The organism is Streptomyces venezuelae (assembly GCF_008642275.1).
GTDB classification, from domain to species: Bacteria; Actinomycetota; Actinomycetes; order Streptomycetales; family Streptomycetaceae; genus Streptomyces; species Streptomyces venezuelae_E.
This window is the reverse complement of record NZ_CP029189.1, coordinates 5071827-5086817: the sequence shown is the minus strand read 5'-3', so window position 1 is coordinate 5086817 and position 14991 is coordinate 5071827. Positions and strand designations below refer to the sequence as shown.

General features: G+C 71.7%; 15 protein-coding genes. 8 read left to right on the top strand and 7 right to left on the bottom strand.

Annotation, left to right across the window (positions count from 1 at the left end):
• The first annotated feature begins 105 nt into the window (after positions 1 to 105).
• Entirely contained in the window at positions 106 to 678 is a 573-nt protein-coding gene (locus tag DEJ51_RS35860; RefSeq protein WP_150262092.1) for an HNH endonuclease, read from the top strand.
• 69 nt (positions 679 to 747) lie between these two features.
• On the opposite strand, the gene DEJ51_RS22840 is transcribed toward DEJ51_RS35860, so the two are convergent.
• The gene (locus DEJ51_RS22840) at positions 748 to 993 is read right to left on the bottom strand and encodes a hypothetical protein (RefSeq protein WP_150259336.1); all 246 of its coding nucleotides are present in this window, start codon (positions 991 to 993) and stop codon (positions 748 to 750) included.
• A gap of 1574 nt (positions 994 to 2567) precedes the next feature.
• Here DEJ51_RS22840 and DEJ51_RS22835 point away from each other — a divergent pair.
• Positions 2568 to 2993, top strand: coding sequence for an acetyltransferase (locus tag DEJ51_RS22835; RefSeq protein WP_150259334.1), 426 nt, complete (start codon positions 2568 to 2570; stop codon positions 2991 to 2993).
• A gap of 439 nt (positions 2994 to 3432) precedes the next feature.
• Here the strand turns inward: DEJ51_RS22835 and DEJ51_RS22830 are convergent, their stop codons facing one another.
• From DEJ51_RS22830 to DEJ51_RS22820, 3 genes are all read right to left on the bottom strand, one after another.
• Entirely contained in the window at positions 3433 to 3897 is a 465-nt protein-coding gene (locus DEJ51_RS22830; protein ID WP_150259332.1) for an ester cyclase, read from the bottom strand.
• Between the two features lie 183 nt (positions 3898 to 4080).
• Complete coding sequence (locus DEJ51_RS22825) at positions 4081 to 4683, bottom strand: ScbR family autoregulator-binding transcription factor (RefSeq protein WP_223835937.1); 603 nt, start codon at positions 4681 to 4683, stop codon at positions 4081 to 4083.
• Positions 4684 to 4734: 51 nt separating this feature from the next.
• Positions 4735 to 5436, bottom strand: coding sequence for an AfsR/SARP family transcriptional regulator (locus tag DEJ51_RS22820; RefSeq protein WP_411757340.1), 702 nt, complete (start codon positions 5434 to 5436; stop codon positions 4735 to 4737).
• A 456-nt stretch (positions 5437 to 5892) separates the two neighbouring features.
• Between DEJ51_RS22820 and DEJ51_RS22815 the strand changes: the two genes are divergently transcribed.
• The 6 genes from DEJ51_RS22815 to DEJ51_RS22790 all read left to right on the top strand — a co-directional run bounded on the left by DEJ51_RS22815 (position 5893) and on the right by DEJ51_RS22790 (position 11585).
• On the top strand, positions 5893 to 6831 hold the full coding sequence (locus tag DEJ51_RS22815; RefSeq protein ID WP_190620572.1) for an alpha/beta fold hydrolase: 939 nt from the start codon (positions 5893 to 5895) through the stop codon (positions 6829 to 6831).
• A complete protein-coding gene (locus DEJ51_RS22810; RefSeq protein WP_190620569.1) occupies positions 6828 to 8231 on the top strand; it encodes an NAD(P)/FAD-dependent oxidoreductase in 1404 nt (467 codons plus the stop codon). Before DEJ51_RS22815 ends, DEJ51_RS22810 begins: the two co-directional genes overlap by 4 nt.
• Positions 8228 to 8503 (top strand): acyl carrier protein, encoded by a 276-nt coding sequence (locus DEJ51_RS22805; protein ID WP_150259325.1) that lies wholly within the window; start codon positions 8228 to 8230, stop codon positions 8501 to 8503. The genes DEJ51_RS22810 and DEJ51_RS22805 overlap by 4 nt, the downstream gene beginning before the upstream one ends.
• Positions 8496 to 9719 carry a beta-ketoacyl-[acyl-carrier-protein] synthase family protein gene (locus DEJ51_RS22800; RefSeq protein ID WP_150259323.1) on the top strand — a complete coding sequence of 408 codons (1224 nt, stop codon included), beginning with the start codon at positions 8496 to 8498 and terminating at the stop codon, positions 9717 to 9719. The genes DEJ51_RS22805 and DEJ51_RS22800 overlap by 8 nt, the downstream gene beginning before the upstream one ends.
• Complete coding sequence (locus tag DEJ51_RS22795) at positions 9716 to 10852, top strand: beta-ketoacyl synthase N-terminal-like domain-containing protein (protein WP_150259321.1); 1137 nt, start codon at positions 9716 to 9718, stop codon at positions 10850 to 10852. Before DEJ51_RS22800 ends, DEJ51_RS22795 begins: the two co-directional genes overlap by 4 nt.
• Positions 10853 to 10967: 115 nt before the next feature.
• Complete coding sequence (locus tag DEJ51_RS22790) at positions 10968 to 11585, top strand: RNA polymerase sigma factor (protein ID WP_150259319.1); 618 nt, start codon at positions 10968 to 10970, stop codon at positions 11583 to 11585.
• Here the strand turns inward: DEJ51_RS22790 and DEJ51_RS22785 are convergent.
• The 3 genes from DEJ51_RS22785 to DEJ51_RS22775 all read right to left on the bottom strand — a co-directional run bounded on the left by DEJ51_RS22785 (position 11557) and on the right by DEJ51_RS22775 (position 14983).
• On the bottom strand, positions 11557 to 12720 hold the full coding sequence (locus tag DEJ51_RS22785; protein WP_150259317.1) for a 4'-phosphopantetheinyl transferase family protein: 1164 nt from the start codon (positions 12718 to 12720) through the stop codon (positions 11557 to 11559). The genes DEJ51_RS22790 and DEJ51_RS22785 overlap by 29 nt on opposite strands.
• On the bottom strand, positions 12717 to 13442 hold the full coding sequence (fabG, locus tag DEJ51_RS22780) for a 3-oxoacyl-ACP reductase FabG (RefSeq protein ID WP_150262091.1): 726 nt from the start codon (positions 13440 to 13442) through the stop codon (positions 12717 to 12719). The genes DEJ51_RS22785 and fabG overlap by 4 nt, the downstream gene beginning before the upstream one ends.
• Before the next feature lie 71 nt (positions 13443 to 13513).
• Positions 13514 to 14983, bottom strand: a complete 1470-nt coding sequence (locus tag DEJ51_RS22775; protein ID WP_150259315.1) for a UbiD family decarboxylase — start codon at positions 14981 to 14983, stop codon at positions 13514 to 13516.
• Positions 14984 to 14991 lie beyond the last annotated feature (8 nt).

The following is a 14991-nucleotide window of genomic DNA, read 5'->3' as shown; positions in this document are numbered from 1 at the left end:
ACTGGCCCCGTGTGAGGGGTGTGCGGGTGCAACGCCAGGACCGGACCCTCTTCACCTGCCCGCGTGAACGGCCGTCATGATCCGGTGCGCTCGCTCCTCCCCAGCATGCCAAGGTCGCCCAGGCGTCTGCCGACCTGGGTACGTCGTGTCGTGCTCTCCGCCAATGGCGGCTACTGCACGTACTGCAACAGCGACGGAACGCGGGCAGAGGTCGTTGACCACGTGGAGCCCTTGGAGTGGGGCGGGGCAGACAACGTCCCCGATCTCGTCCCCGCCTGCCGTCCCTGTAACGCCGGCAAAAGTGATCGCACGCCTCTTCAGTGGCGCCGGAGCCTGCAACGCCGTCACTACGGCGAAGTGGTGGGACGACCCTCCCTTGTCGTTGACGGACGAAGGCCTACTCAAGCTGGTCGCGCGGGTGCGTCCGAAGTAGCGGGGTTGGCCCGCCCCTACCAGCAACGGGCCGCTGCGAAGATGAAACGGCCAGCCGCCGTCCTGGCCGAGGATCTTCTGCAGCTCACGGACAGCCAGCAGGCGATGCTTTCGCTGCTCTCCGGACAGCGCCACGCGAGTCAGCGGTTGTCGCTGCTTCCCAACCCCCCTTGGATGGACCGGCCAGGTCGGTCGTCTCTGAGTCACGACAGATGCCTCCGGCGGGGGGCGCAGGCTCCGGGATAGAGGCAAGCGGCGCTGTGGCCGGCGCAGTGCTCCCTCGGGAGCCACTCACGCTTCCCCGATGTCCAGCCTCTATGACACTGAGGATTGAGTGATCGCCGCGACGAGCACCAGAACCTGAGCCAAGAGAAGAAGTACAGCTACCCGGTAGGCGCGAGAGCGAATACCCAACTCCTTGGTGTTCTTCAGCTGAGCATCCACCATGGCGTCGGTCAACGCCGCCAGCGCCTCCTGCCGAGTCGCACCGGCCGCCCACATTTCCATGATGATCCGAGCTGACGGGCCGTGCAGCCATTGACGTGTCGGAAGGAGAATCACAAATGCACAGCACCCTAGGGCCAAGAGCAGCCCCAAAAGGATCCACGGCGCCCAATCAGGAAGCATCTTCCCCCTGGCCGGGTCCACATTGAGCAACCCGAGACCCGCAGAGAAAGACGTCACAAGCGCAGCGACGCTCAGGATGCCTGACGCTCGTGTTCTCAGGCTCTCAAATGCGCTCGTCTGACTCGCCAATCTCGCCTTTGCCGCTTCATACGCTACGTCGATCAGTTCATCCCCTCCCTCTGCCTGCCGACGCCACCTGGCACGGGGCAGAGGGGGCGGGGATGGCAGCGGGGGCGGACTGTGCGTCGGTCCCCACGGCGCCGAAGGTGGCCCCGACGGACGCGGAGGCGCTGGAGCTGGTTGCCGCGGCGAACGCGCCGGGTCTGGCCGCGGCTGGTTCTGCCAGTCTGGGTCTACCACCTCGTACTCCCTTCGCCTCACTTCGAAGCTAGGACTGCCGCGGCAAGACAACCACTCAGAGTGCTCCACTCTGATTCGCGCACCTCGAACGCTCGGGGTGGGTGTCTGACCGCGTGACGGCGACGTACGGCAGTGGACCGACGCGGGCGACCGTGGAGCGTCGCCGCAGGTGGAAGACCGTGCGAGGGCAGATGGGGCCGCGACCGAGTTCCTTCGGGCAAAGGGCCCGGATCTCGCAGCGTCGACGTCCTGAAACCAGCTCAGGGGTCTGAGCCATACCCCGGTTCGGACCCCTGACCCGCGCTTCTACCGGCGAGGGACGGTCGGCGCCGAGGGGCGGGACTCGTCCCCAGCCACCGGCCCCTCGGTGGACCAAGGCCCCTCTACAGTCGAACGGCGTGCACCTCGGTGTCGGGACTCCAGGAGCTCTCATGCCCTTCGTAAAGCACACGTACGACCCCAGACTGCACAACCAGGGGACTGTGGGAAGGCGGGGCGGCTGTTCGTGGCACGGTCAGGAAGGGTGCACAGAACGGCCAGCCAGCAGCTACGAGACGCCGAACGGGGTGATGGCCGCTTGCCCTCGCGCAGAGAGCCAGATCGAGGAACTGTACGGGGGCGGCGGGTCCCGAGCCGTCGAGCCGAGGTCCTGAAGCGGTCCGCGTGACCGCGGCTGGCCCGTCCGGACGTGGACTGCGTGAGGGAGTCGCTCAAGCCGAGCCGCCTCAGGATCACCCCCGGCCGCGACGACGGCGTAGCGGCAACAGGCCGTTGACCGCTTGGAACGTTCGGGACACCGAGCCTTCCGCATCTATCGACCCCGCCGTCATCGATGCGCTGCGGTGAGGTCTTCGCGCCGGACCGTGTGGGCGGGTGATGGCCTGTGCGGCCTGCGTGGCTGGGGTCTCGCCCCGGCATCACGCCTCGCCGTCGGGTTGCCCAGGTGGTGACACGGCCCTGGGGCGGGTCGATCAGCTACGACGGATCGGAATCCGGCGGGCCGGTTCTCCAGGCCGTTGCCGTCGAGTCCGTCCGCTGCCCGACGACGCCGGATCGGAACGCACCCCGGCTGACCTGATGGCCCGGCCGCGAAGGGTGTCTGCTTTGCTGAACCGACAGATCATCAGATCAACCAGTGGGTGGGCTCCTTGAAGAAAGTCTCGACATCCGTCGCGATCACCGCAGCGCTGAGCGCGGTCGCACTCGTGGGAACGGCGCCGACGGCGTACGCGTCCCCGGCCCACAGCCCGGGGGCCATCTGCGGGCCGGGCTCCGTCGTTGACAAGCACGCCCTGGGCTCGCCACGCGATGCAGACGCAGCCATCATCTACCTGATCTACGACGCCCGTACCGGCCGGAACTGCGTGACGGTCATCCGCCAGAACCCGAACCCGCGCAAGGAAGTCCACATGCACGTGCAAGTCCGGGTGTCCGGCGGCAGTTGGGTCCAGAAGGACGGTCAGCACGCCTCGTACATGGGGCCGGTCATGGTCCCGGCCGCCGGCAAGTGCGTGCAGTGGGGTGGAGGGTCGAACCGGCTCAGTTGGATGAGTGGGTTCGGCCACTGCGGCTGATCCCACACACGCACTGCCCCGCAACGCCTTGGTTGCGGGGCGGCCCGGAGACGCCGAATGCCTCCGACCGGGTCCGGGCCGCCGCGAACGAGTACCCATGGCCCTCGCCCCACAGGCTCCGTACTCCCGTTTTCTCCAGCTGCTACCGGACAAACGAGAGCAGCTCGTCCTGGCGGTGCGGGGGCGACCCCCGAAGCATCACCAGCCCGACTCGGCCCGTGCCGCCCACCGCTCACCACGCCCCCCCCAGACGCACACCTCACCGGCCACGTTCTTCCTTCACCATTCTGGAGCAGTCAGGTGGACCGGGTGGGGGAAAGCGCGACGGTTCGTCCCCCTGCCGGGGCAGGTCGCAGCAGGTGTCCGAAGGCCCCGCCAGCAGCCGTTTCGCCGGTGGCGGGGGTCCCGGATGCCCTCCGTGGGGGGGTCCGTGTGGTCGTCAGTTGTGCTGGGGGACGGGCTGGGGGGCCACGCCGCGGACCGCGCCGAGTTGGGCGTACAGGTCGAGTTGGTCGTCCGTCAGCCAGTACTCGGCGACCCGGCCGTGTTCGATCCGCAGGGTGTCCACGCCGGCGAAGCTGACCTCGGTGCCGGGCGGGGCGGATGCGACCGCGGGGCGGCCCGACGTCCAGGTGCCGGTGAAGCGGAACCTGGAGATCACGTGGTCCCCGTCAGTGAAGGGGCCCAGCTCGCAGTGGAAGGAGGCCACGGAGAAGGAGCTGCGGAACAGCCCGATCCAGCGGGCCATCGTCTCAGGGTCGTTGACGGTCTCCTCCGGGGGCATCCCGAAGGCCGGGAGGTGCACGCGCAGCGACGGCGCGATGATCCGTTCGGCGATCTGGAGATCACCGTTCCACATGGCCAGCCACTGTTCCACCAGCGTCTTGGTGTCGAATGCGTTCATCACGTCCACCCTTGCCCCTTCTCCTGCGCCGTTTTCCGCACCGGGCCGCCCGCGGCATTCCGCGGGCGGCCGCACGCAGGACAGAGCCCGGCCGGTGCCGTCCGGATACAGGGGGCGGCGGTCGGTGGCCCCGGTTCTGGTCCCGGCCGCCGTCCGGCCGCCGCTCCCCGGTCGCCGCTCCCGCTACTCCTTCTCCGCCGCCGGCGCCATGCCCAGCGTCAGGATGCTCCACAGCTCCGTGATCGATTCGAGGAGTTCCTCGCGCGGCGCCGACTCCGCAGCCCGGCATTCGAGCGAGAACAGGAAGCCGACGAGGAGGGAGGCGCAGGTGCGCAGCGGGAGGCCGGCCCGTATCTCCCGCCGCTCCGCGGCGCTGGTCAGCAGCCGGGAGAGGAGGTCGTGCAGGTCCCGGTGGAGGCTCGGTCCGTCACAGCCCCGGTCGCCCCGCCGGTCCTGCTCGCGCCCAAGACGCAGGCCGACCCGTACGATCACGTCCTCCCCGAGCCATTCGACCGTCAGTCCCGGCAGGCGCATGAGCACCTGGATCGGCGACGCGCCCGCTGCCGTCAGGCGGGAGGCCGACGCCGTGAAGCGGTCACCGCACGCTCCGCGCACGGCATCGGCCAGGTGCTCCTTGGACGGGAAGTGGAAGTAGAGCGCCCCTTTGGACACGCCCGCCGACCGGCTGACGGCCTGCATGGTGGACGCCCCGAGTCCGTGTTCGTCGAATGCCTCCGCCGCGGCGCGCACGAGGCGCTCCCTGGTCCTGGCGGCTCGTTCTTGCATGATCCACGTGTTTCCTGTCTCCCCCTGGTCGGTTCTGCCCGCGGGCCCTGCCTATGCCGTCCGGGTCTCCCGCCGCTCCCCCGGCTCCCGCTGCAGCGAACGGTCCGACGCGATGATCGCGCGGTGCAGTGCCTGGATGCGGGGGGAGGGTTCCAGACCGAGGCGGCTGGAGAGCTCGTGCCGCAGTTCGCGGTAGACCTCCAGTGCCTGCACCCGGCGTCCGGCGCGGTAAAAGGCGAGCATCAGCTGGGCGTGGAGCGGTTCGTGGGTGCGGTCGTCGGCGGCATGGGCGACCAGCTCGCCCAGCAGCTCGTAGTGGCGTCCGAGCCGGAGTTCGGCGCTGATGCACCGGTCGAGGGCGGAGCGGCGCCGCTCTTCCAGTTCCTTCTTGCGGATCGCCAGGATGGGGCCGACGGGCAGATCGGCGAGGACGGGACCACGCCAGAGGGCCAGGGCCTGGCGGAAGCGGCTGGAGGCGAGCACGTCGTCACCGAGGCTCACGGCGCGGTGGCCGCGCTCCGCCAGCCGGCCGAACTCCTCGGAGTCGACCTCACCCGGCGCGAGGTCGAGCAGGTAGCCGCCGGGGCGGGTGCAGATGACGGTCTTGGGGTCGAGGTCCGGTTCCGCGGTCGCGATCAGCTCGCGCAGGTGACGTACGTACGTGTGGATGGCCGATCCCGCGGTGCGCGGCGCGTCTCCGGCCCACAGCTCCTGCACGCTCTCGGCCACCGAGACGGGCTGGTTGCGGCTCATGGAGAGCAGGGCGAGCAGTTTGGCCGGTTTTAATGCGGTTGGCGTCGCATTGACCCCTGATATGCGGACATCAAATGATCCTAGTACTGAGACGTCCATTCGACTTACCCCCGGATAGTCGTTAGTTACCAGTCACTTCGACCCTAAAAATCCGTCGGTCGGTTTGTCAATCGTCAACCCCCCTTCACACCCTTTGACTTGACCTTATTTCCGCAGGTCAGAGGAGTGCGGGGAGGTAATCCCCAAGGCTCGGTCAAGAAATGGACAGCGTCGGTCTCCAGCCATCGCGGAGCGTGGCTGGAGACCGCCTGTCGTCCTGCTGAAGCCCGGCTGAAGTCCCGCTGCTCACCTGCTGCTTCAGACCTCCAGGCGACCTCTTGAGGACTCCGGCGACGGCTCGGAAGCTCCCTATCGTCCTTCCCGTCCGGTCCGACCGCATGGCGAAAGGTGAGGCGAGTGCTGCTGGCAGACCGAGGAACGCCGCGTGGCGGTCCATGGCGGCAGGCCGTGGACCACGAGGTGGACGGCGAGTACCTCCGCGTGTGGGAGCGCCCCGCACACCCTGCACACCCCGTGCACCCCGCACACCCCGCACACCTCACACACCCCGCTCAGGGACGGCTCGCGCTCGCCGATCAGGGGCGGGCCGTCGTCCTCGTCCACGGCTTCGAGGAGAGCTGGAAGGACTGGCAGGCACTCACGCGGTACCTGCCGGCCGACCTCCGGCTGTTCGCCCTCGACCTGCCCTGGCGGAGCGGTTCACGCCATCTCTGGGCGGACCGGGGCGCCTCGACCGCATGGCTGGAACGCGCTCTCGAACTGCTGCCCGTCCGTCCCGACGCGGTGGTGGCGCATTCCTTCGGCGCGAGCACCCAGCTCGAACTGCTCACCCGGCGCGCACCGGGCGCCTCGGTCCCCACCGTGCTGGTGGCGCCCGTCTTCCGGCCCCACGACCAGCCCGTCGACGCCCGCTTCTTCCACGAGGCGATCGGCCGGTTCCGCGGGGTGCTCGCCGACGGCCTGCGGGCCCAGCTGGGCCCGCGCGCCGAGAAGATCCCCGACGACATCGTCGAAGCCATGATCGGCAAGGTGCGGGAGCGCGTGGAGCCGCACGGCTTCCTGCAGTTCTACGTGACGCTCGGACGTGGTCCGGGCCTTGCGCTCCACCGGATCGAGGCTCCCGTACTGCTGGTCAGCGGCACGCACGACCCGTCGGCGCCGCCGTCCGCGATCGACGCCCTGATGGCGTCGATACCCGACGTCAGGCTCCACCAGGATCCCGGGCTCACCCACTTCTGCCAGCTGGAACAGCCGGCACAGGTCGCCGAGCACGTCATCGCCTTCCTCAAGGCGACATCCCCGCACCACTACGCCAAGGAGGCGATCAGCGCATGACCGCGCTCGAAGACCGCGTGTACGACGTCGTCATCAGCGGAGCGAGCATTGCCGGCAGTGCCGCCGCGATCCTCCTCGCCCGGCGGGGCGTACGCGTCGCCCTGCTCGAACGCCGCTCGGACCCCGCGGCCCACAAGGTGCTGTGCACCCACTACCTCCAGCCCTGCTCCTACCCGGTCCTCGAAGAGCTCGGGCTCATCCCCGATCTGGAGAAGGCCGGCGCCGTGCGCAACGAGGCGCGCTGGTACACGCGCTGGGGCTGGATCGAGCCCAAGGCCGCACCGGCCGGCCCCGAACTGCCGTACTCGTACAACGTCCGGCGCAGCACCCTCGATCCGCTGATCCGCGCCCACGCCGCCCGGACCCCGGGCGTCGACCTGCTGACCGGGCACACCGTGACCGGCCTGGTCCAGGAGGGCGGGCGCACGGTGGGCGCGCGGGTCTCGGGGCCCGACGGGGAGGTCGAACTGCGGGCGCGCCTGGTCGTGGGCGCGGACGGCAAGGACTCGCCGGTCGCCCGGTTCGCCGGGATCGAGACGCGGACGTACGAAAACGAGCGGTTCAGCTACTTCGCGCACTTCCGGAACCTCCCGCTGCGCGACGGGATCACGCACTCCTGGTTCCTGGAGCCGGACGTGGCGTACGCGATGCCGAACGACGACGGGGTCACGGTCGTCGCGGTGATCCCCGGCAAGGACCGGCTGCCGGCCTTCCGCGAGGATCTGGAGGGCGCCTTCACGGAGTTCGTCCGGGCCCTGCCCGGCGGCCCCGACATCGACGCCGCCGAGCGCATCACCAAGATCACCGGAACCGTCAACTACCCGCTGCACTCGCGGCGGCCGGGCGCGCCGGGCGTCGCGCTCATCGGCGACGCCGCCACCACCAGCGACCCGCTGTGGGGCGTCGGCTGCGGCTGGGCGCTGCAGTCCGCCCAGTGGCTGGCCGAGGCGACCGCCACGGCCGCGACGGGTCGCGGTGACCTGGACCAGGCGCTCGCGGCCTACGTACGCCGCCACCGGCGCGGTCTCGGCGGCCACCAGCACCTGGCCATCGACTACGCCAAGGGCCGGCCCTTCAACCCCTTCGAGCGGCTGATGTTCTCGGCGGCGGCCCGCGACGAGGCCATGGCCCGCCACATGCACCTGTTCGCCTCCCGGCTCATCGGGCCGCTGCGCTTCCTCAACCCGGTGGCGCTGGCCCAGGCGTCGGTCGTCAACCTGCGCCACCGGGGGCCGCGCCCCGCACCGCCCGCGCACCTGCCCCGGCCGACCGCCGCGGCGGGTGCCGCCCGGCCCGCGCCCGGCACCCGTACGGCCGCCGGCCCCCGGCCGGCCACCGCAACGGCAACCACCACCGCAACCGCAACCGCAACCACCACGAACGAAAGGCAGACGCCATGAGCGCCGACACCGTCACCCTCACCGCCGAGCAGGACAGCCAGCTCCGGGAGATCGTCCTGGAAGTCCTGGAACTGGACCAGGCCGAGCTCACCGACACGAGCAGCTTCATCGAGGACCACGACGCCGACTCCCTCCTCGCCATCGAGATCCTGGCCCGCATCGAGAAGGACCTGGGCGTCAAGATCCCCCAGGACGCCCTGGTCGAGATGGTCAACCTCGACGGCGTCCGGGCCGTGGTCACGCGCTCCCTGGAGGCCGGTAGCGATGCCTGAGCCGGGCACCCGCCGCGTCGCCATCACCGGTCTGGGGGCGGTGAGCAGCGCCGGCATCGGCGCCGCCGAGTTCACCGCCTCCATCCGGGCCGGCCGCCGCACCACCTCGCCCATCAGCGGCTTCGACACCACCGGCTTCCCCCACACCCACGCGGGCGAGGTGCACGACTTCGACCCCGCCGCGTGGCTGCGCCGGATCGAACCCGCGCGGTGGGGCCGCAGCTCCCAGTTCGCGGCGTCGGCCGCCCGGCTGGCGGTCGCCGACGCGGATCTCACCGAGTCGGCCCTGGCCGGGGCCCGTTCGGGGTCCGTGATGGGCACCACCAGCGGCGAGTCGGCCGTCATCGAGGAGCTCGTCTCCGCCTGGGCGGCGGACGGGCTGAAGTCCCTGGACGGCAGCCGGGTCGGCGCCGTCCCGGCGGGCCGGATCGCCGCCGCGGTCAACAGCGAGCTCGGGCTGTCGGGCGAGGCGCTGACGCTGGCCACCGCCTGTTCGGCCAGCAACTACGCGCTCGGCTACGCCTACGACATGGTGGCGAGCGGTGAGGCCGACTACATGCTGGCCGGCGGCGCGGACTCGCTGAACCGCTGGGCGCACGCCGGGTTCTATCGCCTCGGTGCGCTGGCCGAGGAGATCTGCCGTCCCTTCGACGCGGACCGCGCGGGCATCCTCACCGCGGAAGGCGGGGTCGCGCTGCTCGTGGAGCCGTACGACCGCGCCGTCGCCCGCGGGGCGCGCATCTACGCCGAGGTGCTCGGGTACAGCGTCAACTGCGACGCCGAGCACATGGTGCACCCCGATCCGGGCAGCATCGCCTCGTGCATCCGGGCGGCGCACCGCAGCGCGGGCGTCACACCCGAGGACATCGACTACATCTGCGCCCACGGCACCGGCACCCGCACCAACGACGCGACCGAGGTGGCGGCGGCCCGCGAGGTCTTCGGCGACAGGATCCCGCCGATCAGCTCGATCAAGTCGATGATCGGCCACACGATGGGCGCGGCCAGCGGCTTCGGCGCGCTGATCTGCTGCATGGCCCTGTACGAGGGCTTCCTGCCGCCCACCGCCGGTGTCGAGAACGTCGACCCCGCGCTGGGCGCGGGCGTCGACCCGGTGGCGGGCGTGGCCCGCCCCGCCAGCCCGCGGGTCGTGCAGAACCACGGGTTCGCCTTCGGCGGCAACAACGCCATCACCATTCTCGGAAGGGCCTCATGAGCACCGCCATCGCCGAAGCGGCCGCGGACCGCCCCACGCTCGCCGTCCTTCCGCTGGCCGTCACCGCGGTCGGCGTGGCGACGCCCGCCGGGCTCGGGCTCGAAGCCCTGGGGCGGGCCGTGGCCGAGGGCCTCACGGGACACCCCGAGGCGCTGCCCGGCGACGAGACGCCGCCGCCGCGGCCGGTGCGGACCGTACCCGATCTGCGGACCGAGGAACTGATCGGCCGCAAGGGCGTGCGCCATCTCGACCGGACCACCCGACTGGGTCTGGTGGCCTGCCGGCTGGCGCTGGACGCGCAGCCGGACCCGGTCGGTGAGCGTACGGGTGTCGTGCTCGGCACCAGCACGGGGAGCATCCGCAGCTCCAGCGAGTACTCGATGGAGACGCTGCGCCAGGAGCGCCCCTACCTGGTGAACCCCAGCCTCTTCCCCAACACGGTGATGAACTGCGCGGCCGGCCAGATCGCCATCCGGCACGGACTGCGCGGGGTGAACGCCACGCTGGCCGGCGGTCATCTGGCCGGTGTCCAGGCGCTGCGCTACGCGCGCAACGCGCTGCGCCAGGGGCACGCCGACCGTCTCCTGGTCGGCGGCGTGGAGGAGTTCAGCCCGCAGGGCGCGTGGGGCTGGCACCTGTCGGGGGCGCTCGACCCGCAGGCTCCCGTGGGTGAGGGCGCCGCGGTGCTGGTGGTGGAGCCGCAGGACGCGGCGCTGGCCGCGGGGCGGACGGCCCTCGCCCGGGTACTGGCCTGCGAGACGGGTTTCGCACCGCGGGAGCGCCTTGCCGAGGGGCTGGCGTCGGTGATCGCCGCGGCGCTGCGGCGCAGCGGCAAGGACCCGGCCGAGGTGACCACGGTCTCCCTGGGGTGCACCGGCCGGACCGGCCTGGACCGTGTGGAGGAGAGCGCCCTGGGCCTCGCCCTGGGCGGAGCGCTGCCCGGACAGGTCGTACGGGTCAAGGAAACGGTCGGCGAGTGCTTCAGCGCCGACGGGGTCCTGCAGATCGCGGCGGTGCTCGGTGTGTGGCAGCACGAGGGCCGCACCCACGGCGGCACGGCGGTCGTCACGTCGGTGTCCGGGGACGGCCTGGTGGGCTGCGCCGTCCTCGACACGGCCGGCTCCCCCGGCTGACCGGCACCGGGACGGGCGCCTGCGCGGACACGACACGTACGGGTCCGCGCAGGCGCCCGCCAACCGGCCCGCAACCGCGCCCCGCTACCGCCCCGCACTACCCAGGAAGGAACCCATGTCTACGACGCGAACGCGCCCGGCGGACGCGGCCCCCGGAGCTCCCGGCCCCGGTGAGCTGGTCGCCGCGGCCCTGTCCGGTTCCCAGCAGGCGTGGGCGGCGCTCGTCGAGCGCTACGCCCCGGTGGTGTGGACGGTGGCCCGCTCGCACCGGCTGAGCTCGGCCGACTGTGAGGAGGTCTTCCAGATGACCTGGCTGCGGGTGTACCAGAGCCTGCCCCGGATGCACACGCCGGAGCGGTTCCCGGCCTGGCTCACCACCTGCGCGCGCCGGGAGAGCCTCAAGCAGTACGAACGTTCGGGGCGGTACGTTCCCGTCGGTGACACGGGGAGCCTGGACCGTCCCGTCACCGCGCACGCCGGGCCGGAGGACGCCCTGCTCAGCCGGGAGCGCAGCGCGGAGGTCCTGTCGGCCCTCGCGGAACTGCCCGAGCGGGACCAGCAGCTCCTGGCGCTCCTGAGCTCGGACCCCGCCCCGGGGTACGACGAGGTCAGCCGCCGCCTCGGGATCGCCCGCGGCTCGGTGGGCCCGCTGCGGGGCCGGGCGCTGCGCCGCCTCGGGGAACAGCTGCACAAGAAGTACGGCGTCAGCGGGGCGTACCGGGCCGCGGTGTGAAACGGGCGGAGGCCCCGGCCCACCCGCCGCCGACCGGGCCGGCACCGCTCTGCCCCGCGTCGGCCCGTTCCGCGTCGGCCCGTTCCGCACCGGCCTGCCCCGCATCAGTCCGTTCCGCGTCGGCCTGTTCCGTATCGGTCCGCCCGTAGGCTCCGGGCGCGGTGGACGCGTACGCGTGCGGCGCCGGCCACGCGGCGATGGCCGCGACGAGCGCCTCGGGCGGCCGGCCCGTCGCGGTGCGCAGTTCGTCCAGCAGCGCGTCCTGGACCGCGTCTGCGTCCTGGACCGCGTCTGCGTCCTGGCCCGCGTCCGTGTCCTGGCCCTCTTCCGCGTCCGCGCGCGGCGCCGCGCGCCGGCCGGGATCGGTGTCGCGCATTCCCCGCCCCTCTCCTGTTCGAGCCGACTCGGCGGCGCCGAGGACGGACGCCGCGGGCAATCTACCGGTCAGCGTCCGCAGGCGGCCCCGAGCGGAACCGGCCGCCGCCGGCAGGGCGCGACCGGTCACGGCCGCAGCCGCGACGAACCCGCCCGGCACCTCGGGATCCACGAACTGCCAGGCGGGGTCGGCCGGCGCGTCCTCCGCCGCCGCCAGGCCGTGCGCGAGCCCCGTACCGATTCCCTTCAGGTACGCCTCCGTACGGACCCAGCAGCCCAGGAAGGCACGGAAGCGCTCGGACTCGGGCAGGGCGTCGAGCGTGCGCCGCTGCGCGGCCGGCAGCAGCCGGGCGGCGGCGGTACGCGGCCGCACCTCGGTGGATTCCAGGTCCACGCCGACGGGGCCCAGGGCGAAGCCGTACAGGACCCCGTCGCCCGCGTGGGCCATCGAGAACTCCAGGCCGTGCCCGCCTTCCGCGTAGGGGCGGCCGTGCGGTCCGCCGCACCGCGGGCAGGGCGCCCGCCGCAACCGGACCTCGGACGGGTGGGCACCCAGGTGTCCCGCGAGCAGGACGCGCAGGCCGGCGTGGGCCATGATCTTGCGGTGCCGGTGCAGCGGCCGGTTCAGCCGCTCGGCGCGCGCCCGCTGCTGCGGGTCGAGGAGCCGCGCGGCCGTGTCCGTGTCCGTACCCGCCGGCGGCACGGTGAGCCACCACAGGTGCAGCTCGCCGGGGCGCACCGGCGGGTACGGCGTGGTCACAGCGCCACGCCTCCGTCCACCTGGAGGATCTGTCCGGTGATGTAGGACGCCTTGTCGGAGAGCAGGAAGCCCGTCAGGTCGGCGACTTCCCGGGCGGTGCCGAAGCGCCGGAGCGGGACCGCCGCGAGGGCTTCCTTGCGTGCCTTGTCGCTGAGGTCGTCCGTCATGTCGGTCTCGATGAAGCCGGGAGCCACGACGTTGACCCGGATGCCGTGCCGGGCGAGCTCCTTGGCGAGGGTGCGGCTGAGGCTGTTCACGCCGCCCTTGGAGGCGGCGTAGTTGGCCTGTGTGGCGTGGCCGTAGACGCCGGCCACCGACGAGATGTTGACGATCGCGCCCGCGCGCCGCTTGAGCATGCCGAATCCGACGGTCCGGCAGAAGTTGAACGTTCCGGTGAGGTTGGTGTCGATCACCGAGGTCCAGTCGTCGACGGGCATCATCACGAGGTGGTTGTCCTTGACGATCCCGGCCGAGTTGACCAGGCCGTACACCGGCCCGAGCGCGTCCTCGGCCCGCTGGACGAACGTCTCGACCGCCTGGTGATCCGCCACGTCGCACGGCTCGTGGAAGCAGGAGACGCCCCGGGCGCGGACCAGTTCGGCCGTCTCCTCGGCGGCCGCCGAGGCGGACCTGCCGCAGAAGGCTATGTCGTACCCCTCGGCGGCGAGGTGGACGGCGACGGCCCGGCCGATGCCGCGCGTGCCCCCGCTGACCATGACCATGCGCCGCGGCGCCTCCTGGTCCGCGGGGGCGGCGGGGCGGGTGCCGGTGCTGGTGACGGTGTGCGACGCGGTCATCGGTTCTCCCAGATGGCGAGGGCGCGGGCCTGGATGTCGGCGGAGAAGTTGTCCTTGAACGCGGTGCTGCGGGCCCGCTTGTCCTCGTCGGGGTGCAGGAGGCAGTCGTACGCGATCTTCGGGCCGCCCTCGGCGAGTTCTTCGGGCGAGTAGACGACGTGCAGCGGGGTGACCTTCTGGTCCTCGATGAGGATCTGACCGCGCGTGGGATGGCTGCGCGTGTGGAACGCCCACATCAGGTCGCGCAGGTCGGTGGGGTCGATGTCGTCGTCGAGGACCATGATCCGGGTGACCCAGTAGCCGACCTTGGGGCGCAGCGCCAGATGGGCGATGGCGCGCGTGAGCATGCGCGTGCTGGTGAACGCGGAGCGCTCGCGCCAGTCGCGCGGAACGGTGACGGCCAGCAGGTTGATGGCGGTCTCCGGCACGATCCAGGCGGCGGTGACCGGGAGCCCGGCCGCGCGGAGCTGGTGCAGGGCCTCGGCCGAGTACGTCGTACCGACCGCGGTGTGGTCCTCCTCGACGGGCTTTCCCGCGGAGACGACGGGCAGGATCGGGTTGTCGCGGTGGGTGATGGCGCTGATGTGGAAGACGGGCCAGGGGTTCGCCTTGCCGGTGAGGTAGCCCGCGTATTCGCCCATGGGTCCCTCGGGCGCGGTCTCGTCGAGGGAGACGTGCCCTTCGATGACGATCTCCGCGGTGGCGGGCACCTCCAGGTCGACGGTCTTGCAGCGCACGAGTTCCAGGGGCTCACCGAAGTGGGCGCCGAGGTAGCCGGCCTCGTCGGTCCCGGAAGGGAGTCCCATGCCGCAGGCGAAGGGGACGGCCGGCTCGGCGCCCTGGACCAGGGCGAAGGGCATGGGCTCACCGCGGTCGCGCCACAGCTTGAAGATCTTCCCGACGTCCTGGAGCGGCCGGACCATGCCGGCCATCCGGCGGCCGTCGATCATCATGACGCGCGCGATGGACCAGTTGGTCCAGCTGCCGTCGGGGGTGCGGACGACGATCGCCCCCCAGGTGTTGATGTAGCGGCCGCCGTCCCCGTCGTGGATGAGCGGTACGGGAAAGGAGTCCAGCGTGGCGTCTTCGCCGAGCAGCACGTTCTCCTGGCAGGGCCCGTGGTCGACGACGACCGGCGCGATGGGCTCGCGGCCGCGCGCCGCGGCCAGCTCCTCGACGATGTCCAGCGGGTGGGCGGCGGCGTCGAGGCCGAGGGAGAGGGCGACCCTGGCCCAGGGGGCGCCGGGCGCCGAGCTGAGCGCGGCGGGGGCGCCGAGGACCCGGAAGCCGGGTGCGTAGCCCTTGACCGCGGTGAACAGCGGAGCCGGGTCGCGGTTCTCGGCACTGCGCCGGATGACGGCGCCGATCTCCAGGTGGGTGTCGGCCGGCGTGTGCAGCTCCCGCACGTCGCCCAGCTCGGCGAGAGCGGCGAGGTGCTCGCGCAGGCTCGTCAGGTGCTTCGTCATATGTGCTT

What these genes read in the sequence shown, in the direction of transcription:
- DEJ51_RS35860 (WP_150262092.1), top strand. Translation starts at nt 106, where the DNA reads ATGCCAAGGTCGCCCAGGCGTCTGCCGACCTGGGTACGTCGTGTCGTG.
- DEJ51_RS22800 (WP_150259323.1), top strand. Translation starts at nt 8,496, where the DNA reads ATGCCTGAGCCGGGCACCCGCCGCGTCGCCATCACCGGTCTGGGGGCG.
- DEJ51_RS22825 (WP_223835937.1), bottom strand. Translation starts at nt 4,683, where the DNA reads ATGCAAGAACGAGCCGCCAGGACCAGGGAGCGCCTCGTGCGCGCCGCG.
- DEJ51_RS22810 (WP_190620569.1), top strand. Translation starts at nt 6,828, where the DNA reads ATGACCGCGCTCGAAGACCGCGTGTACGACGTCGTCATCAGCGGAGCG.
- DEJ51_RS22820 (WP_411757340.1), bottom strand. Translation starts at nt 5,436, where the DNA reads ATGAGCCGCAACCAGCCCGTCTCGGTGGCCGAGAGCGTGCAGGAGCTG.
- DEJ51_RS22830 (WP_150259332.1), bottom strand. Translation starts at nt 3,897, where the DNA reads ATGAACGCATTCGACACCAAGACGCTGGTGGAACAGTGGCTGGCCATG.
- fabG (WP_150262091.1), bottom strand. Translation starts at nt 13,442, where the DNA reads ATGGTCATGGTCAGCGGGGGCACGCGCGGCATCGGCCGGGCCGTCGCC.
- DEJ51_RS22775 (WP_150259315.1), bottom strand. Translation starts at nt 14,983, where the DNA reads ATGACGAAGCACCTGACGAGCCTGCGCGAGCACCTCGCCGCTCTCGCC.
- DEJ51_RS22805 (WP_150259325.1), top strand. Translation starts at nt 8,228, where the DNA reads ATGAGCGCCGACACCGTCACCCTCACCGCCGAGCAGGACAGCCAGCTC.
- DEJ51_RS22790 (WP_150259319.1), top strand. Translation starts at nt 10,968, where the DNA reads ATGTCTACGACGCGAACGCGCCCGGCGGACGCGGCCCCCGGAGCTCCC.
- DEJ51_RS22795 (WP_150259321.1), top strand. Translation starts at nt 9,716, where the DNA reads ATGAGCACCGCCATCGCCGAAGCGGCCGCGGACCGCCCCACGCTCGCC.